This window comes from Ideonella alba (genome assembly GCF_018069845.1).
Taxonomy (GTDB): Bacteria; Pseudomonadota; Gammaproteobacteria; order Burkholderiales; family Burkholderiaceae_C; genus Ideonella; species Ideonella alba.
The window spans coordinates 90,391-112,635 of sequence record NZ_JAGQDD010000001.1; the positions used below are offsets into that span (position 1 = coordinate 90,391).

General features: G+C 72.1%; 20 protein-coding genes. 5 read left to right on the forward strand and 15 right to left on the reverse strand.

Going from position 1 to position 22,245, the window contains the following annotated elements; genetic code table 11:
• Positions 1–19 precede the first annotated feature (19 nt).
• A complete protein-coding gene (locus KAK03_RS00380) occupies positions 20–916 on the forward strand; it encodes a LysR family transcriptional regulator (RefSeq protein WP_210851037.1) in 897 nt (298 codons plus the stop codon).
• On the opposite strand, the gene KAK03_RS00385 is transcribed toward KAK03_RS00380, so the two are convergent.
• Both KAK03_RS00385 and KAK03_RS00390 read right to left on the reverse strand, forming a co-directional pair.
• Positions 895–2,925 (reverse strand): CHAT domain-containing protein, encoded by a 2,031-nt coding sequence (locus KAK03_RS00385; protein ID WP_210851038.1) that lies wholly within the window; start codon positions 2,923–2,925, stop codon positions 895–897. The two genes, KAK03_RS00380 and KAK03_RS00385, sit on opposite strands and share 22 nt — an antisense overlap.
• A complete protein-coding gene (locus KAK03_RS00390) occupies positions 2,922–4,406 on the reverse strand; it encodes a metallophosphoesterase (protein WP_210851039.1) in 1,485 nt (494 codons plus the stop codon). The genes KAK03_RS00385 and KAK03_RS00390 overlap by 4 nt, the downstream gene beginning before the upstream one ends.
• A gap of 112 nt (positions 4,407–4,518) precedes the next feature.
• On the opposite strand from KAK03_RS00390, the gene KAK03_RS00395 reads away from it, so the two are divergent.
• On the forward strand, positions 4,519–5,241 hold the full coding sequence (locus KAK03_RS00395; protein ID WP_210851040.1) for a 2OG-Fe(II) oxygenase: 723 nt from the start codon (positions 4,519–4,521) through the stop codon (positions 5,239–5,241).
• Positions 5,242–5,246: 5 nt separating this feature from the next.
• Here KAK03_RS00395 and KAK03_RS00400 read toward each other — a convergent pair whose 3' ends face one another.
• The 7 genes from KAK03_RS00400 to KAK03_RS00430 form a co-directional block, all read right to left on the reverse strand.
• Entirely contained in the window at positions 5,247–6,008 is a 762-nt protein-coding gene (locus KAK03_RS00400; protein WP_210851041.1) for a sulfite exporter TauE/SafE family protein, read from the reverse strand.
• A 326-nt stretch (positions 6,009–6,334) separates the two neighbouring features.
• Positions 6,335–8,002, reverse strand: coding sequence for a GMC family oxidoreductase (locus KAK03_RS00405; RefSeq protein ID WP_210851042.1), 1,668 nt, complete (start codon positions 8,000–8,002; stop codon positions 6,335–6,337).
• A gap of 54 nt (positions 8,003–8,056) precedes the next feature.
• On the reverse strand, positions 8,057–9,412 hold the full coding sequence (gene creD, locus KAK03_RS00410; protein WP_247660851.1) for a cell envelope integrity protein CreD: 1,356 nt from the start codon (positions 9,410–9,412) through the stop codon (positions 8,057–8,059).
• A gap of 76 nt (positions 9,413–9,488) precedes the next feature.
• Positions 9,489–10,946 carry a two-component system sensor histidine kinase CreC gene (gene creC, locus KAK03_RS00415; RefSeq protein ID WP_210851043.1) on the reverse strand — a complete coding sequence of 486 codons (1,458 nt, stop codon included), beginning with the start codon at positions 10,944–10,946 and terminating at the stop codon, positions 9,489–9,491.
• Entirely contained in the window at positions 10,943–11,653 is a 711-nt protein-coding gene (gene creB / locus KAK03_RS00420; protein WP_210851044.1) for a two-component system response regulator CreB, read from the reverse strand. Before creB ends, creC begins: the two co-directional genes overlap by 4 nt.
• Positions 11,653–12,294, reverse strand: coding sequence for a MarC family protein (locus KAK03_RS00425; RefSeq protein ID WP_210802498.1), 642 nt, complete (start codon positions 12,292–12,294; stop codon positions 11,653–11,655). The genes creB and KAK03_RS00425 overlap by 1 nt, the downstream gene beginning before the upstream one ends.
• Before the next feature lie 33 nt (positions 12,295–12,327).
• Positions 12,328–13,098 carry a helical backbone metal receptor gene (locus KAK03_RS00430; protein WP_210851045.1) on the reverse strand — a complete coding sequence of 257 codons (771 nt, stop codon included), beginning with the start codon at positions 13,096–13,098 and terminating at the stop codon, positions 12,328–12,330.
• Positions 13,099–13,304: 206 nt separating this feature from the next.
• Here KAK03_RS00430 and rbp point away from each other — a divergent pair, with 206 nt between their 5' ends.
• Positions 13,305–13,805 (forward strand): RNA-binding regulator, encoded by a 501-nt coding sequence (gene rbp, locus KAK03_RS00435; RefSeq protein WP_210851046.1) that lies wholly within the window; start codon positions 13,305–13,307, stop codon positions 13,803–13,805.
• A gap of 146 nt (positions 13,806–13,951) precedes the next feature.
• Here rbp and KAK03_RS00440 read toward each other — a convergent pair whose 3' ends face one another.
• The 4 genes from KAK03_RS00440 to KAK03_RS00455 are packed head-to-tail and all read right to left on the reverse strand — an operon-like array spanning position 13,952 to position 16,981.
• On the reverse strand, positions 13,952–14,734 hold the full coding sequence (locus KAK03_RS00440; protein ID WP_210851047.1) for an SDR family oxidoreductase: 783 nt from the start codon (positions 14,732–14,734) through the stop codon (positions 13,952–13,954).
• Entirely contained in the window at positions 14,731–15,426 is a 696-nt protein-coding gene (gene lptC / locus KAK03_RS00445) for an LPS export ABC transporter periplasmic protein LptC (protein ID WP_210851048.1), read from the reverse strand. The genes KAK03_RS00440 and lptC overlap by 4 nt, the downstream gene beginning before the upstream one ends.
• On the reverse strand, positions 15,423–15,995 hold the full coding sequence (locus tag KAK03_RS00450; RefSeq protein ID WP_210851049.1) for a KdsC family phosphatase: 573 nt from the start codon (positions 15,993–15,995) through the stop codon (positions 15,423–15,425). Before KAK03_RS00450 ends, lptC begins: the two co-directional genes overlap by 4 nt.
• Entirely contained in the window at positions 15,995–16,981 is a 987-nt protein-coding gene (locus KAK03_RS00455) for a KpsF/GutQ family sugar-phosphate isomerase (protein ID WP_247660852.1), read from the reverse strand. Before KAK03_RS00455 ends, KAK03_RS00450 begins: the two co-directional genes overlap by 1 nt.
• A gap of 81 nt (positions 16,982–17,062) precedes the next feature.
• Between KAK03_RS00455 and KAK03_RS00460 the strand changes: the two genes are divergently transcribed.
• The gene (locus KAK03_RS00460; protein ID WP_210851050.1) at positions 17,063–19,057 is read left to right on the forward strand and encodes a cation:proton antiporter domain-containing protein; all 1,995 of its coding nucleotides are present in this window, start codon (positions 17,063–17,065) and stop codon (positions 19,055–19,057) included.
• Between the two features lie 5 nt (positions 19,058–19,062).
• Here KAK03_RS00460 and KAK03_RS00465 read toward each other — a convergent pair whose 3' ends face one another.
• Positions 19,063–19,530, reverse strand: a complete 468-nt coding sequence (locus tag KAK03_RS00465; protein WP_210851051.1) for a cyclic nucleotide-binding domain-containing protein — start codon at positions 19,528–19,530, stop codon at positions 19,063–19,065.
• Between the two features lie 206 nt (positions 19,531–19,736).
• Here KAK03_RS00465 and KAK03_RS00470 point away from each other — a divergent pair, with 206 nt between their 5' ends.
• Positions 19,737–20,468 (forward strand): GNAT family N-acetyltransferase, encoded by a 732-nt coding sequence (locus KAK03_RS00470; protein WP_210851052.1) that lies wholly within the window; start codon positions 19,737–19,739, stop codon positions 20,466–20,468.
• A gap of 16 nt (positions 20,469–20,484) precedes the next feature.
• Here the strand turns inward: KAK03_RS00470 and KAK03_RS00475 are convergent, their stop codons facing one another.
• On the reverse strand, positions 20,485–22,233 hold the full coding sequence (locus KAK03_RS00475) for an ATP-binding protein (protein ID WP_210851053.1): 1,749 nt from the start codon (positions 22,231–22,233) through the stop codon (positions 20,485–20,487).
• Between the last annotated feature and the right edge of the window lie 12 nt (positions 22,234–22,245).

Below are 22,245 nucleotides of genomic sequence, written 5' to 3' on the forward strand. Positions count from 1 at the left end.
ACTGGCATGAGGAAATCTCATGGCGCTGACCCATCTGTCACTGAACCACCTGCATGCCTTCGCGGCCGCCTCGCGGCACCTGAACTTCACCCGCGCGGCCGACGAGCTGTGCGTGACCCAGGCCGCGGTGAGCCACCAGATCAAGGCGCTGGAGGCGCAGATCGGCCAGCGCCTGTTCCTGCGCACCGCGCGCGGCCTGCAACTCAGCGACGAGGGCGCGCGCCTGGCGCCGCTGGTCCAGCAGGCCTTTGCGCTGCTGGACAAGGCGGTGCAACTGCTGGACGAACGTGCCCCGCCCCAGCGCCTGACGGTGGCGGTGGTGGGCACCTACGCCCAGGGCTGGCTGCTGGAGCGGCTGCCGCAGTTCCAGGCCGAACACCCGCACATCGAGCTGAGGCTGCAGACGCACAACAACAAGCTGGACCTGGCCACCGAAACCATCGACGCGGCGATCCGCTTTGGCGACGGCGCCTGGCGCAGCACCCACGCCGTGCCACTGCAGGCCGCGCCGCTCACCCCCCTGTGCGCGCCGGCGCTGGCCGCCACGCTGGCGCGCCCCGCCGACCTGCGCCGCTGCACGCTGCTGCGCAGCTACCGCACCGAGGACTGGCCCGCCTGGTCACGCGCCGCCGGCCTGGAGCCGCTGGCCGCCCGCGGCCCGCAGTTCGACTCGTCGGTGCTGATGGTGCAGGCGGCGCTGCTGGGCAGCGGCGTGGCGCTGGCCCCGGCGGCCATGTTCCGGCGCGAGCTGGCCGAGGGGCGGCTGGTGCAGCCCTTCGGGGTGGCGGTGGACGTGGGGCGCTACTGGCTGACGCGGCCGCTTGGGCGGGCGCCTTCGGCGGCGCTGCGGGCGTTTGAAGCCTGGCTGCAGGCCGAAGAGGCCTGCGACGGCGCTCAGCCGCCCGCGCTGAGCTGATCCACCGCCAGCTTCGCCAGCGCGCTCCAGCGATCGTCGGCCCACTGCTCGCAGTAGCGCTGGAACTGGCGCCGGGTGGATTGCACCGGGAACGGATCGGAGCCGGCCGAGGCGATGATCGCCTGGCAGGCCTCGGTGATCGTGTTCTGGGCCTGGCCCTGGCGGAACTGCCGACCGGCATACACGCTGCCCAGCATGGTCAGCTCGGCCACCGTGCCCCAGGCCCAGGCCAGGTCCTTGCCCTTGGCGCTCAGTTGCTCGAGGCGGGCCAGTTGCGTTGTGAGCTCCCAGCGCAGCTTGCCGGCCGAGACCAGGGCCGCCAGCGCGGCCTTGTCACCGCGCGCGGCGATCACGCCCATCGACAGGTACTGGGTGCTGACCCAGTGGTTGTGCGGCTCCTCGTGCGAGGCCTCCAGGTAAAGGTCTCGGGCGCGCCGGTAGGCCTCCTGAGCACGCGGGTCAGGGGCGGCGGTGTCTGCATCCTTCTGCGCAGTCTCGGCATCGGCCACGCGTTGGTAGGCAATCCCCAGGCGCTTTTCGCTGGCGGCCGTCATGCCCAGCCATTCGGCCCGCAGGGCACGGCGCGCGCGCTCGCTGCTGAAGCTGGCATCAACCCGGTCAGCGGCCGCTGTCTGGCGGCGCAGCATCTCGCGGATGTCCTCGGCCAGCGGTGCGATGCGCGCGCGCAGCTCGGCGCCGGTGGTGCCCTGGGCCAGCATCTCGTCGATCATCGAGAAGCGGGCCTCCAGCAGCGCGCGCGTCTGGCGCTCGCGGAAGTCGGCCACCTGGCGGTCCAGGTCGAAGGGAATGGTGGCATAGGCCACCAGGCTGGCCCAGTCGAAGGTGTCGGGCACCTCGGCGGCCAGGCGGCGCCGCACCTCCAGCAGCACGCGGCGCGGGTCGTGTCCGACCAGCACGCCGGCATACAGCGACTCGGCCAGCAGCACCGACGCGTCCATCCACAGCGGGAACTGCGAGGCCACCACCCAGGGCACGCCGGCCTCGTGCAGCTCGTGAGCCAGGCTGCCACCGGGCATCAGCACCGAATCGACCGCGCCCGAGTCGCAGGTGGCCAGGCTGACCAGGGTGGGCATGCAGTTGTCGTCGGCGTCGATGCCACCGCGCAGCGCGCCCACCAGCTGGGCTGCGTCCACCGTGGCCAGTGTCAGCGGTTCGCCGTCTCGGCACAGGGCCATGCCGTAGCGGTCGCCACCGGCCATCTGGATCGGCAGGCCATGGGCCAGGATGTGGACATGGGTGAAGGACTGGCTGCGGCAGGCCTCGGTGAGCGAGCGCAGGCTGGCATTGGGCAGCACGTGCAGCAGCTCGCCCACCTTGAGCAGGCGTTCCTTCTTGTTCTTCTCGGGGTCGGTCTCGGTGCTGCGCCGCACCAGCGGCTCGATCGCCCGGCGCAGCGCATTGAGGTGTTCCTGGGCCGGCACCGGTGCCAGACCGCCGGGCGACGCAAAGGCGAACAGCACCTTGGGCGGGCGGTTCCAGCGCACGGCAGCGCGCTGCGCGCGGCGCACCTCGCGCGTGACCACCATGGGCGAGTGCAGCAGCATCGGCTTGTTGCCGCCGGGGAAATGGTCGGGGGCCACCACCGCCTCGAAGGGCAGCATCGACAGCTCCAGCGCCGACAGCGCCAGCTGCACATGCAGCAGCGGCTCCTCGTCGCGCGTCATCGCCGCGTACAGCGAGGGCACCGTGCCCAGCACCTGTCCCAGCGGCTCGCCCAGGTCGCGCAGCACCGCCTCGCGCTCCATTGCCGGCATCGTCCTGTCGGCCTGGCGCAGGCGTCCCAGGCGCGACAGCAGCTGCCGGTGCTCGAACGGGAAGTACAGCGTCTGCGGCGGCGCGTTGCCGCTGAGCGCCAGGTAGGGCGTGATCGGCGACATCAGCTGGTTGTGCGCCGGGCCCTGGCGCAGCAGCTCGAGCTTGAAGGGGTGCACGCGGGTGGCCGCATGGCGTGAAGCGGCGCAGCGGCTGTCGGCCTTGTCCTGGCTCATGCGAGGGCCCTCGTGTAGCGCTTCAGCGCCTTGCCTTGCTGGCGGCCATCGCCGTTGATCTGCACCAACTGGCCGACCACCTGTTTCCCGTCTTCATCGACCGAGACCTCGATCGCGGTGGTCATGTCCATGACCAGCTTCTCGGCGCCGAAGCTCGCTTGATCCAGATCGCTCATCGCCCCCTTCTCCAGCACCTCCCAGACCGCGCGGAACGAGGCCTCGCTGCGCAGCATGGCCTCGGTGAAACGCATCAACCGGATCCAGGTGCCGCTGTTGAAGTACATGCGCCCGGCGCCCAGGTCGATGGCCCGCGCCAGGTGGGTGTGGCCGGTGATGATGATGTCCACGTCGGCGCCCACGGCCTTGAGCACATCGGTGCAGGTGGTGTCGCGGTCGGTGATGTCAAAGGTCTTGTCGCCCTTGAGCCAATCCAGCAGCGCGCGGCGCAGCGCCTCGGGCCGGTCGATGCCGCGGATCCAGCCGGTCAGGCGGTCCCAGACCAGGCCGGCGGTGCCCAGCTGGCCTGTCGGGACGCCCGTGGGCGCGGCGGTGGCGTACTGGTCCTCAGCGGCGGACAGCATGTCCTGGGCGGTGTCGCGCGCCGGCGCCTGGCGCAGGTTCGGGCCCAGCAACTGCTCCAGCGTCTGGCTGGCGGGTGCGGCGGCTGGCGCATCGCCGGCCGACAGACGCCTGGGCGCCTGGTACTCGCCCGCGGTCTTCACGCCGACGATGCCCAGCAGATCGCCCAGCTGGTTCATCTTCTCGGGCGCCATCACCAGCAGCGTGCCCACCGCGGCCTGGGTCTCGGGCTTGAGCAGGTCGATCCACGGGTACTGCTTCTTCACGCTGTTCATCACCTCCTTGACCATGCGCGTGCCGGCGTTGGGCGTCCACTCGGCGGGCTCCATGCGCTGGCCGGCGTTGAGCCGGCGGCCGGCGCGGGCCAGGTCTTCGTAGCGGTTGAAGTTCCAGGCATCGACCTCGTTGCCGTGGGTGCAGTAGACGCGCGCGCCGCCCACCAGGCAGGTCCAGCCGCCGCCGGTGGTGGAGAACTCCACCCGCGAGCGCGCCGCCAGGTCGTCGCCCGCCAGCACCTGCAGCAGGTAGCGCTGCACCGGTGGCAGCGCCACCTCGATGTCGTGGTTGCCGATCACCACCACCAGGTGGCGCCCTTCGGTCTTGACGAAGGCCGCCAGCGCCTGCCAGATGCCGCCGAACGAGGGCCCTTCGACGATGCGCTGCAGCGTGGGCAGCGCGTCGTTGATCGCCACATAGCCCTCGATGTCCTCGGCCAGCGTGTCGACCACGTCGCCGTTGAGCACCAGGGCCAGGCGCTGACCGGTGCGCTCGGTGCGCAGGCGGTCGACAAAGCCGGCCAGGCGCGCGGTCTCCTTCAGGATCTGGAAGCCGGGCTTGCCGCCCATGTGGATGTCGGAGATGACGTGGATGGCGTCGAAGCGGGCGATCGGGTCGTTGGTCATGCGGTGTCTCCCTGGGCGCAGTCGCGGCAGCGGCCGATCTTCGCCCAGTGCGCAGGCCTGTCAAGAGCCGGACTGGGGAGAAGGCGTCCCGCAGTTGAGGCACCATCGCGCCATGTCCGCCGAACCCCTGCCCCCCACGCCGACGACCGACTTCATCGCGGTGATCGATGACGCGCTGGACCCGGCCTTCTGCCGCGCCCTGATCGAGCGCTTCGAGGCCAGCCCGCACCGCCACCCGGGGCGCACCGGCGCCGGGGTGGACACGGCCAAGAAGATCTCCACCGACCTGCACCTGGGCGAGCACGCCGACTGGCAGGCACCGCTGCAGGCGCTGCTGCAGACCGTGCGGCGCCATCTGCGCGATTACCTGCGCCAGCACCACTTCGCGCTGATCGCCCCGGTCACGCTGACCGTGCGCCACCCCGCCACCGGCCAGCCGGTGGCGCTGGGCCACGACAACTTCGACGAGGTGGGCGCGCCGATCGCCGGCGAGCTGATGGGCGCGGTGTTCCGCATCGGCGGCGTGCAGCTGCAGAAGTACGACGCCGGCCTGGGCAACTACAACTACTGGCACTGCGAGGTCTACCCCGAGCCCGGCCACGAGGCGGTGCACCGCACGCTGCTGTGGATGGTCTACCTGAACGATGTGGCCGAGGGCGGCGAGACCGACTTCTACTACCAGCGCCGCTCGGTGCAGCCGCGGGCCGGGCGCATGGTGATCGCACCGGCCTACTTCACCCACACCCACCGCGGGCGCACACCGGTCTCGGGCGACAAGTACATCGTCACCAGCTGGCTGCTGATGGCGCGGCCGGAGCAGCTGTACGGCGCCTGAAACGGTCAGCGCAGGAACGCGTCCCAGGCGGTCTTGGCGATCAGCGCGCCCACCACCACGATGAACACGCCGCGCACGAAGCCGGCGCCATGCTTCAGCGCCAGCCGCGTGCCCAGCAGGCTGCCGGCGATGTTGGCCACCGCCAGCACCGCGGCCACGTGCCACCAGACATGGCCGGTCCAGCCGAACAGCGCCAGCGCGGCCAGGTTGGTGGCCACGTTCAGCAGCTTGGCGGCGGCTGAGGCGTGCAGGAAGTCGTAGCCCAGCAGCCGCACGAAGGCAAAGACCAGGAAGCTGCCGGTGCCGGGGCCGAAGAAGCCGTCGTACAGGCCGATCGTGGCGCCGATCGTGCCGCCCAGCAGCGCCTCGCGCTGCGGCGTGTGCAGCGGTGCGTGGGCGCGGCCCAGTTCCTTCTTCGCCAGTGTGTACAGCAGGATCGCGCCCAGCACGAAGGGCAGGGCCTTGCGCAGGCCCGAGCCGTCGATCTGCGTCAGCAGCCAGGCGCCCGCCAAGCTGCCGGCGAAGGCCAGCGCGGTGGCGGGCAGCAGCGTGCGCCAGTTCATCGTCACGCGGCGGGCGTACTGCTGCGCTGCCCAGGCCGTGCCCCAGACCGCTGCGCCCTTGTTGGTGCCGGACAGCGTGGCTGGCGCCGCCGCGGGGTAGGCGGCGAACAGCGCGGGCAGCAGCACCAGGCCGCCACCGCCGACGATGGCATCGACGAAACCGGCCAGCAGCGAGGCGGCGGCGGAGAACAACAACTCAAGCATGGCGGGCGGACAGGGCAGACAGGCGACCGGGAGGGCACTGGCGCAGCAAAGCAAACCGACGCCAGCGGTCACTGGCGCGGCAAAGCAAAAGGGCGCCAGTGGTAACTGGCGCCCTTTGGCATTTTTGCTCAACAACGTGGCAAGTTCAGCGGTCAGGTTCCGGATAGGGCCCCCGCTGGGCTCGATGCATTCTGGTTATCGGCCCGGTTTGTCTCCTCGGACCCCCTCACGCAGCCTGTCTCCTGGGAGACAGGGCAGAGAGTGCACGCACTGTAATGGGGCCCCGGGATGGTGCGAATCCGGGCAAACCCCCCGTTAGGAGACACTCACTGTGGCCCGGCCCGCAGCCACTCGGCGGCCCGTTCGGCGATCATCAGCGTGGGCGAATTGGTGTTGCCGCTGGTGATGCGCGGCATCACGCTGGCGTCGGCCACCCGCAGCCCGGCCACGCCGCGCACCCGCAGCCGGCTGTCCACCACCGCGGCGGGGTCGTCGTCGCGGCCCATCGCGCAGGTGCCCACCGGGTGGAAGATGGTGGTGCCGATGTCGCCGGCCAGGCGGGCCAGGTCGGCGTCGCTCTGGTACTGCACGCCGGGCTTCCATTCCTCGGGGCGGTACTTCTGCAGCGCCGGCTGGGCGGCAATGCGGCGGGTCAGCCGCAGCGAATCGGCGGCCACCTGGCGGTCCTCGGGCGTGCTCAGGTAGTTGGCCAGGATGGAGGGCGCAGCCTCGGCCTCGGGGCTGGTGATGTCGATGCGCCCGCGCGACGTGGGATTCAGGTTGCAGACGCTGGCGGTGAAGGCATTGAAGCGGTGCAGTGGCTCGCCAAACGCGTCCAGCGACAGCGGCTGCACGTGGTACTCCACGTTCGGCCAGGCGTGTTCGGGCGAGGAGCGGGTGAAGGCGCCCAGCTGCGAGGGCGCCATGCTCATCGGGCCGCTGCGGCGCAGCAGGTATTCCAGGCCGATCTTGGCCTTGCCCCAGGGCGTGGCGGCCAGGGTGTTGAGGGTGGTCACGCCCTGCACCTTGAAGACCGCGCGGATCTGCAGGTGGTCCTGCAGGTTGCCGCCCACGCCGGGCAGGTCTTGCTGGACCGGGATGCCCAGGCGCTGCAACAGCGGCGCCGGGCCGATGCCGCTGCGCTGCAGGATGGCCGGCGTGCCCACCGCGCCAGCGGCCATCACCACCTCGCCGCGGCAGTGGGCGATCACTGGCTCGCCGCCGTTGACCGGCCGGCACTCCACCCCGGCCGCGCGCAGCGCGCCGTCGGCGCCGCGTTCCAGCAGCAGGCGCTGCACGGTGGCGCCGGTCCACAGCTGCAGATTGGGCCGGCCGATCACCGGGCGCAGAAAGGCCTTGCTGGCGTTCCAGCGCAGGCCCGAACGCTGGTTGACCTCGAAGTAGCCCACGCCTTCGTTGCTGCCGCGGTTGAAGTCGTCGGTGGCGGGGATGCCGGCCTGCTGCGCGGCGGCGGCAAAGGCATCCAGGATCTCCCAGGACAGGCGCTGCTTCTCCACCCGCCACTCGCCGCCGGCGCGCGCGCCGGTGGGGTCGAAGCCGGGCGCGGCGTGCAGCGCGTTGGCGCCCTTCCAGTGGTCCTCGTGCTTCAGGAAGTAGGGCAGGCAGTGTTCCCAGCGCCAGTTGGCGTCGCCGCAGTCCAGCGCCCAGGCGTCGTAGTCGCGGCTCTGGCCGCGCATGTAGATCATGCCGTTGATGCTGGAGCAGCCGCCCAGCACCTTGCCGCGCGGGTAGCGCAGGCGCCGGCCGTTGAGGCCCGGGTCGGCGTCGGTCTGGTAGAGCCAGTCGGTGCGCGGGTTGCCGATGCAGTACAGGTAACCCACCGGGATGTGGATCCAGGCGTAGTCGTCGTGACCGCCGGCCTCGATCAGCAGCACGCGGCGCTTCGGGTCGGCCGACAGCCGGTTGGCCAGCAGGCAGCCGGCGGTGCCGGCGCCAATCACGATGTGGTCGTAGGTGGGGATGTCGGTGCTCATCTCGCCTGCGACTGTAGACGCAGCGGCGGGCGCCGGGCCCGCCGGCAAACCCGATCAGGCGCTCGGGGCCTCCGGACGCGCCAGGGCGAACCAGTCGATGCGCCGCGTCAGCCACATCACCGCAGCCAGCACGGCCAGCGCCGCCACCGAGCCGATGGCCAGCGCGGTCTGCTCGCGCATCAGCAGCCAGTACAGCAGGCCCAGCGTGAAGGCCCCCGCGCCGCCAAACACCAGGCCACCGCGCCAGCCGCCCAGCACCGTGCTGACATAGCCCGACATCACGCCCAGGCAGGCCAGGCCCGAGGCGGCGTAGGCCCAGCCGAAGGGCAGGTGCTCGGACAGGCTCAGCAGCAGCAGGAAGAAGGTGGCCAGCGCCAGACCCACCAGCGCGTACTGAACCGGGTGCACCGGCCGCCGCTGGCGCGACAGCAGCTCGCACAGGCCCAGACCGGTGAAGGCCAGTGCCACGAAGAGCAGGCCGTAGCGCACCGCGCGGTCGCTCATCACATACGGGTTGACCGGGTCGATCAGCGACACCGCGAGCGTCTCCAGGCAGCCGCGGCTGGCGTCGCCATCAGCACCGCAGACCGGCGCGTCCTTGAGCAGCGCCGCGGTGGCCCCCGAGGCCAGCTGGCTGACGCGCCAGGTGGCCTCGAAGCCGCTGTCGCGCACCGTGCGCTGCACCGGCAGGAACTGGCCGCCGAAGGAGGGATGCGGCCAGTCGGCGTTCAGCGTCCACTGCACATCGGCTGCGGCCGGCACCAGGGCCAGATCGCTGCTGCCCACCAGCTCCAGCTCGGCGTCCAGCTGCAGCGCCTCGCCGGGCTTCGGGGCGGCCAGCGTGGCCTGCAGGCCCTGGGTGTAAGCCGGGTGGCCGGTGCCGCCGCTGACCGTCAGCGCCTGCCCGCCCGCCTGCAGCGTGGCGCGCCGCACGCCGCGCACATCGTGCAGCGCGATCCACACCCGCGGGGCTTCGCACTGCACCTGGCCGTCGGCATGCAGCGCGGCGGGCGCGGCCGGCAAGCCCTGCGGCCAGCGGGCCTGCAGCGTCCAGCGCGACAGGTAGGCGTTGACCTTGTAGAGGCCGCGGTAGCGTGGCTCCATCGCCAGCTGGGTGCTGGCCACCAGCTGCTCGGCGGGCCAGCGCTGCACGATCAGGCGTGATTCGGCCACGCTCGTGCGCTCGCGCCCTTCGCCGCGCAGCGCCTCCCAGCGCTCGGTGCACTGGCGCTCGAGCATCGGGCCGATCAGGTGCTGGTTGGCGGCTGAGGCCTGCTGCACGCTGCGCACCGCCTCGGCCTGTCGGGCCGAGCGCTCGCTGACCAGGCCTTCGATGCTCGACAGCAGCAGCGCCAGCGCGCAGAACACCGCCAGCACCCAGGCCAGGGTGGACGACAGGATCTTCTTCATGGGGAACGCCTCTCGCTTGTGGGGACAGGCGTCCAGCATCGGCGCCCTGCGTGAGGCGACGATGGGCTGTGTGAAGTCAGTGTGAAGCCGCCGGCAGGCGCAGGCGCACGCGCAGCCCGGGCGAGGCCGCCTCGGCCTGCCACTGGCCGCCGTGCAGCGCCACCACCTGGGCCACGATCGCCAGGCCCAGGCCGCTGCCCTTGCGGCCATCCACCGGGTTGGGCGTCGAGAAGAAGCGCTGGCCCAGCTGCGGCAGCGCGAAGTCGGGCACGCCCGGTCCCTCGTCGCGCAGCGACCAGGCCAGGGTGTCGCCGTCGCGGTGGGCGTCCAGCGTCAGCACGCTGCCCTCGGGCGCGTGTTGCAGCGCATTGAGCAGCAGGTTGGACAGCGCCAGCTCCAGCGCGGGGGCGTCGCCGCGCAGTGGCAGCGGCTCACGGCGCTGCCACACCAGGTGCAGGCGGCGCTGCGCCAGCGCCGGCGCCAGGCGCTGGGTCACCTGCTCGCTCAGGGCGGTCAGGTCCACCGGCTCGGTGCGAGCGGGCGCCTCCAGGCCCTGCAGCGTGGACAGCATCAGCAGGCGGTCGACCAGGTCCTGCTGGCGGCGCACCTGGTCCTCGATCTGGCCGGCGAAGTGCTGGCGGTCGGCCGCCGGCAGATCGTCGCGCAGCAGCTCGGCGGCGCCGCGGATGGCGGCCATCGGCGCCTTGAGCTCGTGGGTCAGCGCGCGCACGTCGTTCTCCAGCCGGGCGCGGCCGGCCAGGCGCTGGCGCATCGCGTCCATCGCACCGGCCAGTTCGCCCAGCTCGCCCGGCAGCGCGGGTGGGCGCAGGCGGGCGCCAGCGTCGTCGGCGGGGTCGCCCACGTGGCGGGCGTAGTCGCGCAGCTGGCGCACCGAGCGCACGGTCCAGAAGGTGACCGCCAGGCCCACCAGCGCCGACACGCCGATCAGCAGCGTACCGGCCTGCAGAATCTTGCGCTCGGCGCGATCGATGAAGGGCTGCACCGTGGCATTGGGCTTGGCCACGGTGAGCACGCCCAGCAGACGGCCGTCGCGCTGCACCGGTGCGGCCACATGCATCACGGTGCTGAGCTCATCGTCGGGGCTGTCGCGGGTGGTGCGCGCGCCGTATTCGCCTTTCAGCGTGCGGGCCACGTCGCGCCAGCGCGAGTAGTCGGCCCCCACCATCGACGGCGTGCCCGAGTCGAACACCACCCGGCCCTGCGCATCGGTCACATAGATGCGGAAATCCAGGCTGCGCTTGTGCAGGCCCCAGATCTGCGCCTGCACCGGGCGCCGGGCGTAGTCGTGCACCGAGCGGGCGAAGGCGCTGTCGCGCAGGTCGCCGCCGGGCGGCATGGCGGCCAGGTCGTCGGCCGCGGCCTCGGCCAGCAGGTTGGCGCTGTCGACCAGCACGTCCTCCATGACCTCGCGCACGCTGGGCTTGACCTCGACCAGGAAGACCCGCATGACCAGCAGGCTCGCCAGCCCGGTGATCAGCAGGAAGGCGAACAGCAGGCGCAGGCCCAGCCTCATCGGCCGCCTTCGTCCGCGGCCGGGCCGCGCGGCCACTCCAGCGCGTAGCCCATGCCGCGGTGGGTGACGATCGGGTCCAGATCGGCGCGGCAGGCGCGCAGCTTGGCACGCAGGGTCTTGATGTGGGTGTCGACGGTGCGGTCGTTGGCCTCGCTGGCCTGTCCCCAGACCTCGGCCAGCAACGCCTCGCGTGAACGGATGCGGCCCGGCGCCTGCAGCAGCGCGGCCATCAGGCCGTACTCCAGGCGGGTCAGCGGCAGCGGCTCGCCGCCGAACAGCACGCGCTGGGCGGGGCGGTCGAGCACCAGACCGGCGGGCGCCGCTGCCACCCCTCGGCTGCGGCGAAGCAGCGCGCGCAGGCGGGCCACCAGCTCGCGCGGGCTGAAGGGCTTGGTCAGGTAGTCGTCGGCGCCGGTCTCCAGCGCCACCACGCGGTCGATCTCCTCGGCGCGGGCGGTCAGCATCATCACCGGCAGCGCGCCCAGCCGGGCATCGCTGCGCCAGCGCTGGCACAGCGCCAGGCCGCTGCCGTCGGGCAGGCCGACATCCAGCACCGCGGCGTCGGGCGGGTGGCGGCGCGCGGCCTCGTCGGCGGCGCGGCACAGCAGGTGGTGTTCCACCGCGAAGCCCTCGCGCCGCAGCGCGAAGACTACGGTGTCGGCGATCGCCGGGTCGTCCTCGAGCAGCAGGATGCGCGGCAGATCCATCAGTTCGGCACGTGCGCCGCCAGGATCGGGAACAGCTTGACCAGGCCGTCGGCCAGCAGCTCCACCGCCATCGCGGCCAGGATCAGGCCCATCAGCCGGGTCATCACGTTGATGCCGGTGGAACCCAGCACCTTGGCGATGCGGCCCGAGGCCGAGAAGACGATGAAGGTGGCCAGGCCGATCACCACGCCGTAGCCCACCAGCACCGCGTGCTCCCAGAAGGTGCGGGTCTTCTCGGCGTAGATGACCATGGTGGAGATGGTGGCCGGGCCGGTGAGCAGCGGCACGGTCAGCGGCACCACGGCGATCGAGGCGCCGGCGTCGGCCTTGGCCTGGCCCTCATCCACGTCGTCCTTGCGCCCTTCCGCCGGCTGGGCGTTGAGCATGTGGATCGACGAGACCAGCAGCAGCAGCCCGCCGCCCACCTGGAACGAGGCGATCGAGATGCCGAAGAACTCGATGATCTTCAGCCCGGCCAGGCCGCTGATGGCGATCACCGCGAAGGCGGTGGTGGCGCTGACCTGGATGGTGCGGCGGCGCTGGGTGCGGTCCATCGCCTGGGTGAAGTGGATGAAGAAGGGCACCACGCCGATCGGGTTGACGATCGCCAGCAGCGCGATCAGCGGCTTGAGCAGGTCCATGGCGCGATTGTGGCCGCGCCGGGCGGCGTGCCCTCAGGGGCTTTCACGCAAGGCGCGCAGCGCCCGCAGGGCCGCCGCGGCGCGCGGGCCGTACCAGCTGAGCCATTCGCCATCGACCAGGCGCACACGCGCCTGCGGGCACAGCGCCTGGACCTCGGCCACGTGGTGCGCGTCGAAGCGGTAGGGCTCGCTGGGCAGCAGCACGTGGCGCACCGAGGCGAGCCAGGGCTCGGTGCCGGTCATCACCGGGTAGCGCGCGGCGCCGCTGGGGCCGCCGAGCTGGTCGGGCAGCGTCTGCCAGCCGACGCGGGCGAGCAGGCGCGAGATGTAGGTGTCGCGCGACACCGTCATCCAGGGCTCGCGCCAGATCGGCACCCAGACCGGCTCGGGCGGGTGGCGGCCGGGGGGCGTGGCGTCCAGCTCGGCCTGCAGCGCCAGGCTCAGCTGCGCGGCGGCGGCGTGCACGCCGGGCTGGTCGCCAAAGACCTGGGCGAACTGGGCGTACAGGGCCAGGTTGTCCTCGGGCGCGCAGGGGTGGGTGACCACGACCTCGGGGACGAAGGCGCGCAGCGCCTGCACGGTCTCCAGGCGGTTCTCGTCCACATTCACCAGCACGTGGGTGGGCCGCAGGGCCCGCAGGCGCTCCAGACGCACATCCTTGGTGCCTCCGACCTTGGGCACTTCGGCCAGGTCGGTGGGGTGGATGCAGAAGCCGGTGCGGGCCACCAGCGCCTGGCGCAGGCCCAGCGCGCAGACCAGCTCGGTCAGGCTGGGCACGAGGCTGGCGATGCGGGGGCGCGACATCCCCCTATTCTCGTGGGCCAAAACGCAACACTCCGAGACAAACGTGCTTTACGTCACGCGCCGATCTGTGCTCATAATGCCCGCGCAGGCCGCGGACTCCCGCGGACACTGCTGTCTGCTGTGTCTGGACGCGGCACCTTCGCTTGATGGTTCACGCTGGGTTGAAGCTCCACATGGTCTTGTGCGTTAGTTGAGGAGCTTCCCCCATGGGAAACAAGCTTTACGTTGGCAACCTGGCCTACAGCGTGCGTGATGACGCGCTGCAACAAGCCTTTGCCGCCTTTGGTTCGGTGACCTCTGCGAAGGTCATGATGGACCGCGAAACCGGCCGCTCCAAGGGCTTTGGTTTCGTTGAAATGGGCTCGGATGCCGAAGCCCAGGCCGCGATCAACGGCATGAACGGTCAGCCGCTGGAAGGCCGCTCGATCGTCGTCAACGAAGCCCGTCCCCGTGAAGAGCGTCCGGGCGGCTTCCGCAGCGGCGGCGGCGGTGGCGGCTACGGTGGTGGCGGCGGCGGCGGTGGCTACGGCGGTGGTGGCGGCGGCGGTGGCCGCAGCCCCTACGGTGGTGGCGGCGGCGGCGGTCGCAGCCCCTACGGCGGTGGCGGCGGCGGCGGTGGCCGTGGCGGCTACGGCGGTGGTGGCGGCGGCGGTGGCCGTGGCGGCTACGGCGGTGGCCGTGGCGGCGACGGCGGCTACGGCTACTGATCGACGGCGGGGCACGCGCCCCGCACCCCCTGATGAAGGCACGGCAACCGCCGTGCCTTTGTCGTTTCAGGGCCCGATCGCGCCACGGGCGCCGTGTCGGCTGCCTGTGCACTGCGCCGCCCGGGGCACCGCCCGAGCGGAGGCGTTCAAGGCACGCGCCGCTTCTTGCGCCCGCGCCCGGCCAGCAGGCGGTCGAACAGCGGGTTGGGCAGCAGCCGCAGCAGCTTGGCGACCACGCCCATCTGCCACGGAATGACACGGTAGCTGTCACCGGCGGCGATCGCCTGGAAGGCGCGCTCGGCAAACACCTCGGGCGCCATCAGGAAGGGCATCGGGTAGGTGTTGCCGGCGGTCAGCGGCGTGGCGATGTAGCCCGGCACCAGCGTCACCACCCGCACACCGCTGCCGCGGCACTCGCCGCGCAGGCTCTCGCAGTAGGCGACCACGCCGGCCTTGCTGGCGCAGTAGGCGCCGTGGCCCGGCAGACCGCGGATCGCGGCCACGCTGGCGACGCCCACCAGCGTGCCCTGGCCGGCCGCGCGCATCGGGGCCAGGAAGGGGTGGAAGGTGGCGGCCAGGCCCAGGTTGTTGGTGGCCAGGGTCTCGCGCATCACGTCCAGGTCGGCGCGCTCGGCGGTGTCCATGCCCACGCTGATGCCGGCATTGGCGATCACCACCGCGGGCAGGCCCTGGCTGGCCAGACAGCGCTGGCCGGCGCCGACGATGCTGTCCACGTCCTGCACATCGGCCGCATAGGCCTGCCAGCGCTCGGCGGGCAGGCCCGCGGCCGACGCCCAGGCGGCGATCGCCTCGGTGCGCCGGGCCACCAGGGCCAGGCGCCAGCCGGCGGCGGCGTAGCGCGCCGCCAGGGCCTGGCCGATGCCGCTGGAGGCACCGGTGATGAAGACCAGCGGGGCCGTCGTGCTCATCGACGGGCACCCTTGTCCGGCGTCAGCGTCGCCCGCAGCCGGCCCTGCAGTTCCAGCGTGCGGCGGGTCTCGTCAAAGACCAGTGCGGCGGCGGTGAACTCGCTGTGGCCCTGGCGCACCTTCACCGGCTGATCGGTGCGCAACTGGCGCTCGGGCACCAGCACCAGCAGCTGCTGGCCCTCGAACCACAGCGGCACCTCGTCGCCGGCCTGCGAGCGCACCTGCACATCGCCGGCCAGGCGCACCCGGTTGCCGTCGCCGTCGACCACGGCCTGGCGCGCCGTGGCCTCGGTCTGGCGGCCGTCGGTGCCGGTCAGCCACAGGCGCACCGCGTCGATCTCGTGCTGGTCGGTGTCGGGGTAGTGGCGCAGCTTGTCGCCCTCCAGCCGCACGGTGGGCCGGCCCTCGGCGTCGTAGCGCTGCAGATGGAAGCGCTCGAGCTGGTAATCGGCCAGGTGCCGCACGGCGCCCGGCGCGGTGGTGCTGTCGGGGCGCGGCGTGCTGCGCACCAGCCACCAGCTGAGCAGGGCCGCCAGCACCATCAGCGCCAGCGGCAGGTAGTTGAGCAGGGCCTGGCGCAGGCGTTCGGTCCAGGGCAGCTGCACCGGCCGGGCCGCCACCGGCTCGGGGCCGATCACCACCGGCACCTCGGGCAGGTCGGGCAGGTGGAGTTCGGCGCTGACCGGCTTCAACGCCCGTCCAGTGTGGCCAGGTGGCCGTCGAGCAGCCGTGCGTAGTGGCCGGCCGCCATCAGCAGCAGGTCGCAGAACTCGCGCGCGGCGCCGTCACCGCCCCTGCGCGCCGTGATGTGGTGGGCCACCGCCTGCACCTCGACGTGGGCGTTGGCCGGCGCGCAGGCGAAGCCGGCGCGGGTCAGCAGCGGCAGGTCGGGCCAGTCGTCGCCGATCGCGGCCACCTCGGGCCAGTCGACGCCCAGCGCCGCCAGCAGCGGCGCGGCGGCGGCCAGCTTGTCCTCGGCGCCGAAGACGGCGTGCGTCAGCCCCAGGTCGGCCACGCGGCGGCGCACCGCCGGCGAGTCGCGGCCGGTGATCACCAGCGGCGTGATGCCGGCGCGCGCCAGCAGCTTCAGGCCATGGCCGTCCAGCGTGCTGAAGGCCTTGAAGGGCTCGCCGCTCTCGCCGATGTAGAGCCGGCCGTCGGTGAGCACGCCATCGACATCGAAGATCGCCGCCTTCATGCCCAGGTTCGGGCCTTGGGCCTGGAGCAGCAGCTCGGCGGGAAAATTGAGCGCCGGGGACATCAGATGACTTTCGCGCGCAGCAGGTCGTTGGTGTTGATCGCACCCACCAGTGCGTCGTCGTCGTCCACCACCAGCAGGCAGTTCACGCGGTGCTGCTCCATCAGCGCGGCGGCGTCCACCGCCAGCGCATCGGCGCGCACGCGCCGCGGGTTGGCGTGCATCACCTCGGTGGCCTTGAGGGCGCGCAGGTCGGCGCCGGTCTCGATCAGGCGGCGCAGGTCGCCGTCGGTGAAGATGCCCAGCAGCTGCGGGCCGTCGACCACCGCGGTGGCGCCCAGGCCCTTGCGGGTCATCTCGTGCACCAGCTCCGAGAAGCTGGCGCCGGGCGCGACGCGCGGCACGGCCTCGCCGCTGCGCATCAGGTCGCGCACATGCATCAGCAGCTTGCGGCCCAGCGAGCCGCCGGGGTGCGACTGCGCGAAATCGCGTTCGCGAAAGCCCCGGGCATCCAGCAGCGCCACGGCCAGCGCATCGCCCAGCGCCATCTGCGCGGTGGTGCTGGCGGTGGGCGCCAGGTTCAGCGGGCAGGCCTCCTGGCCCACGGCGCACAGCAGCGCGATGTCGGCGTGGCGCGCCAGCGTGGACTGCGGCTTGCCGGTCATGCCCACCAGGGTCACGTCCAGCCGGCGCAGCGCGGGCAGCACGGCGTTGATCTCGTCGCTCTCGCCCGAGTTGGAGATGGCCAGCACCACGTCGCCGGGCTGCACCATGCCCAGGTCGCCGTGGCTGGCCTCGCCGGGGTGGACGAAAAAGGCCGGGGTGCCTGTGGAGGCCAGCGTGGCGGCGATCTTGCGGCCCACGTGCCCGCTCTTGCCCATGCCCATCACGACCACGCGGCCGCGGGTGGACAGCATCGCGCCGACGGCGGCAGTGAAGGCCTCGCCCAGGCTGTCGCGCACCTCGCGCAGCGCCTGCGCCTCGATGTCGAAGGTCTGGCGCGCCAGCTCAAGCGCGCGGGTGTGACTGAATGCAGTGGCTGAGTCCAAGACGGCACGGGCTCCGGGCGACAATGGGGCGGATTCTAGGCGTGACCCCTGTCGCCACCGAACGCCCGCCCCACTCCGCCGATGGCCACCACCCTCGAAGTCGTCCTGCTCTACCTGATCGCCGCGGTGGCCGGCGTGGTGGCCTGCCGCAGCCTGCGGCTGCCGCCGATGCTGGGCTACCTGGCGGTGGGCGTGCTGATCGGGCCCAATGCGCTGGCGCTGGCCCGCGATTCGGCCGGCGTGAAGTACCTGGCCGAATTCGGCGTGGTCTTCCTGATGTTCGTCATCGGGCTGGAATTCAACCTGCCCAAGCTGCGCAGCATGCGCAAGCTGGTCTTCGGCCTGGGCCTGTCGCAGGTGGCGCTGACCATGCTGGGCGCGCTGGTCGGCAACCTGTTGCTGGCGGGGGGCTTCGCGATGGTCGGCGTGGCCTGGGAGCTGGACTGGCCGGGCGCGCTGGTGCTGGGCAGCGCGGTGGCGATGTCGTCCACCGCCATCGTCGTGAAGATGATGGCCGAGCGGCTGGAGCTGGAGAGCGAGCACGGCAAGCGCGTGATGGGCGTGCTGCTGTTCCAGGATCTGGCGGTGGTGCCGCTGCTGGTGCTGATCCCGGCGCTGGGCGACAGCGGCCAGGACATGGCGCGTGCGATGGGCCTGGCGGTGCTCAAGGCCGCCGTGCTGCTGACGCTGCTGCTGGTGGGCGGCCAGCGCGTGATGCGCTGGTGGCTGACCCTGGTGGCGCGGCGCAAGAGCGAGGAGCTCTTCGTGCTGAACCTGCTGCTGGTCACGCTGGGCCTGTCCTGGCTGACCGAGCACGCCGGCCTGAGCCTGGCACTGGGCGCGTTCGTCGCCGGCATGCTGGTGGCCGAGACCGAATACAAGCACCAGGTGGAGACCGACATCCGGCCCTTCCACGACGTGCTGCTGGGCCTGTTCTTCATCACCATCGGCATGAAGCTCGACTGGCGCCCGGTGGCCGACCAGTGGCTGCTGGTGCTGCTGCTGACGCTGGGCCCGGTGCTGGCCAAGGCGGTGCTGGTGGCGCTGCTGGCGCGCGGCTTCGGCTCGGCGCCGGGCGTGGCCATCCGCACCGGCCTGTACCTGGCGCAGGCCGGCGAGTTCGGCTTCGTGCTGCTGACGCTGGGCGCCGAGCAGCAGCTGATCGCCGCGCAATGGCAAAGCCCGGTGCTGGCGGCCATGGTGCTGTCGATGCTGGCCACGCCGCTGGTCATCCTGCAGAGCGACCGCATCGTGATGCGCCTGTCGGCCAACGACTGGCTGATGCAGTCGGTGGCGCTGACCACCATCGCCAAGAAGTCCATCCGCACCGAGAGCCACGTGATCATCTGCGGCTACGGCCGCAGCGGCCAGAACCTGGCGCGCATGCTGGCGCTGGAGCAGATCCCCTACATGGCGCTGGACCTCGACCCCGACCGCGTGCGCCAGGCCGCCGCCGCCGGCCAGAGCGTGGTCTTCGGCGACGCCGCGCGCCTGCAGAGCCTGATGGCCGCCGGCCTGGCGCGCGCCGCCGCGGTGGTGGTGACCTACCCCGACACCCCGTCGGCGCTGAAGATCCTGCACCTGGTGGGCACCCACGCGCCCAAGGTGCCGGTGGTGGTGCGCACGATCGACGACAGCGACCTCGAGAAACTGCGCGAGGCCGGCGCCACCGGGGTGGTGCCCGAGGCCATCGAAGGCTCGCTGATGCTGGCCAGCCACGCGCTGGCCCTGGTGGGCGTGCCGATGCGCCGCGTGATCCGCCTGACGCGCGACGCCCGCGATGCGCGCTACGGCCTGCTGCGCGGCTACTTCCACGGCGCCGACGACGACACCGTGGAAGAGCTGCAGCAGGCCCGCCTGCACAGCGTGACGCTGCCGCCCGGCGCGAAGTGCCTGGGCAGCACGCTGGGCGATCAGGCGCTGGCGGTGCTGGAAGTCAATGTGGCCTCGGTGCGCCAGGCCGGCGGCCGGGTGATCGAGCCCGACGACGCGCTGGTGCTGCGCGCCGGCGACACGCTGGTGCTCTCGGGCCTGCCCGAGGCGCTGGCGGTGGCCGAGAAGAAGCTGCTGGGCTGAAGCCCTCAGGCCACCGGCAGCCCGCGCTCCAGGTTCAGGCGCATGCGCTCGGCCATCACCGCGCCGCAGGCGCGCAGCAATTCCAGCGCCAGCTCGGGCTGGCGGGCCGCCATTTCCTCGAAGCGGTTGCGGGTGAGCGCCCACACCGTGACAGCGCTCATCGCCTCGACCTGGGCCATGCGCGGCGTGTCGCCGAACAGGCTGGGCTCGCCGACCACCGCGCCCGGGCGCAGGATGGCCACCGGCCGGCGCACCGGCCCGCCATCGGGCACATAGACCTGCAGCGTGCCCGATTCCAGCAGGTACAGCGCGCGGTCCATGTCCTGGTAGCGGATCACCACGTCGCCCGCGCGCAGCGTGTGCTGCTGCAGGAAGCTGCCCAGCATCCGCCATTCGTCCTTGTTGAACCGCAGCCGAAGCGCGTCATCCGCGTTCAGCGACAACACCAGTTCACTCAGCTTGTCGATGTTCACCCGAGTCTCTCCCATCCATGGGTCGACCCCACCCTCGCCGCGGGCCGACCGACCTGTCGATTATCCAGAGCGACGGGCCCGCGTCCATCGACCGCGGTGCCTTCCATCCCCCCAGGTTCGCCGTTGGTCGGTCCGGCGGCCGCCGTCCGCAGCCGGCTGCGCAGCGGGGCTTGACCCCGGTCAGGTCATCCACCGCATACTGGGCCATGCCCACCGATCCCGCCGCCACCACCGCCTGCCTCACGCTGCGCCGCCCGCTCGATGGTCTGGTCTACCGCTTTCGCCGCCTTGACCCCGACACCTTCGCCCGGGAGGATCGGCCCGAGCTCACCTTGCGCCGCCACCCCACGCTGGGCTGGTCGATGCATGACCCGCTGAGCGGCGAACTCACCGGCCGCCCCTGGGACGACGCGCAGCGCCATGCCCCCGTGACGCCGGCACCGGGCGTGTGGGTCAGCCGCCTGGGCGCGAAGAGCCATGTCTACGAACTGACCCATGGCGAGCCGCCGCCTGGCGGGAGGGAGCGCATCCGTCGGGCGCAGCCGGGCGACCTGGCCGCGATCGCCGCCTTCGACGCGTTCAACGGCGACCGCGCCGCCGAGGTGGCCGCCGCCACCTGCCTGGTCGCGCTGGACGGCACCGACCAGGTGGTCGGCTATGCCTCGTGGGCGCCGCGCGGCCTGCTTGGTCAGCCCTTCCTGCAGTCCCTGTGCGTGCGCCCCGAGGCCCGCCGCCAGGGTCTGGCCACTGCCTTGCTGCAGGCGGTGCAGCAGCAGGCGCGCGGTCGCTGGCTGCTGTCGTCGACGGAGGACTGGTGTGCGCCGATGCAGACGCTGTTCGAGCGCCAGGGCTGGGAGCGCTGCGGGGCGCTGCTGGGCATCAACCGGGATGGCTCGGCGGAGTGGTTCTACCGCGTGGCCCTGGCCGACCCGGCCTGAGCGCGGCCCGCGCCGGTCAGGGCGGCGGCACCTTGGTCAGCAGCCGATCGACCAGCGACAGCAGCGCCACCGAATCGACCGGCTTGGCCAGGTGCCCGTCCGCGCCGGCCGCGTGGGAGCGCTCGACATCCTCGGGCGCCCACTCGACCGAGATGACCAGGCAGCGCAGCGGCAGGTGCGGGTTCAGTTGGCGCAGCACCTTCAGCACGTTCAGACCGGGCATGTCGGGCAGGCGCAGGTCCAGCAGCAGCAGGCGTGGCCAGTCGCGCCGAGCCGCGGCGATGGCGGCGGCGCCGGTGCCCACGATCTCCAGGGCGATGTCGGGGCGACGCTCCAGGATGTGCTGGATCAGTTCGCGGCTGGCCGGGTCGTCTTCCACACAGAGCACCCGCCCGATGGCCTCAGGGCTCGAGGCCGGTGTGGCGGCGGCACGCGCGCGTTGCATCAGGTCGGGGTCGCCCTTCGAGGCCACCAGCGCCACCGTGAACTCGCTGCCCCGACCAGGTTCGCTGTGCATGGTCAGCTGCCCGCCCATCTCCTGGACCAGGTCGCGTGCGATGACCAGGCCCAGGCCCGTGCCTTCGATGGACGTGGATTCGCGCCCCAGCCGGTTGAAGGGCTGGAACAGCGCCGCCTGCTGGCTGGGCGTCATGCCCATGCCGGTATCGATGATGTGCACCTGCCACTGGGGACCGGGCCGCTCCAGTCGTACCGCCACCTGCCCGCCGGGGCGGTTGAACTTGACCGCGTTGCTCAGCAGGTTCTGGAAGACCTGCCGCAGGCGCGTCGGATCGGCCCGCACCCCCGCCTTGGACACGCCGAGCGTATCGAGCGTGATCGTCACGCCGGCCGCCAGCGCCTGCGCGCTGACATCGCGGATGGCGTCGCCCAGCACCGCCAGCGCATCGACGTCGTCAATGCGCAGCGCCAGCCGACCGGCCGCGGCGCGGGAGATGTCCAGCAGATCGGTCACCATCTGCACCAGATGCTGGCCGGCGTCGTGGACGTGCTGCAGCTGCTGGCGCGCCTTGTCCGGCAGCGCGAGCTCGTCGTTGTGCAGCAGCAGGTGCGAGAAGCCGATGATCGCGTTCAGCGGTGTGCGGAACTCATGGCTGACGCGCGACAGGAATTCGCTGCGGCTGCGGTGGGCCTGCTCCGCCGCGGCCAGGGCCGCCTGGGCAGCCTGGGCCTGCCGACGGTCGGTGATGTCCTGCAGGACCACGCGCCACTGGCGCTCGGACAGCGCGTCCGGCGTGGTCGCCGTGGCGGTGAGCTGCATCCACCGCTGGGTCGTCGCGCCGTCCTGCAGGCGCAGCTCGCAGGACAGCGGCTGGGCGTGGTCGAGCCGCGTCAAGTGCAGCGCGAAGTAGCGCGGACGGTCCTCCGGCTCGATGAATTCCGACAGACGCCGCCTGGCCAGCGCGGCGCGGGGTTGTCCGAGCAGTTCGGCGGCCGCCAGGTTGGCCTGCAGGATCAGGCCGCCTTCACTGACGGTGAGGTAGCCCACCGGGGCGAGGTCGTAGAGCTCGAACCAGCGCTGGCGCGAGGCCTCCAGATCCAGCTGGGCGCGGCGCAACTCGTCGTTCTGCAGCTCCAGCTCGATCTGGTGCACGCGCAGCTCGTGCAGCGTGCGCTCGCGCTCGGCGTCGGAAGGCGGGGCGGCGTCCGGCGGGCCGCGTGTGGCGTCCTCCCGGGCCAGGCGGGCCAGGGCCTGTGCACGCAACTCGGCCGTGAAGCCGGCCGGAGGGGGGGCGGCGTCGCTCATGGACGATCCTCC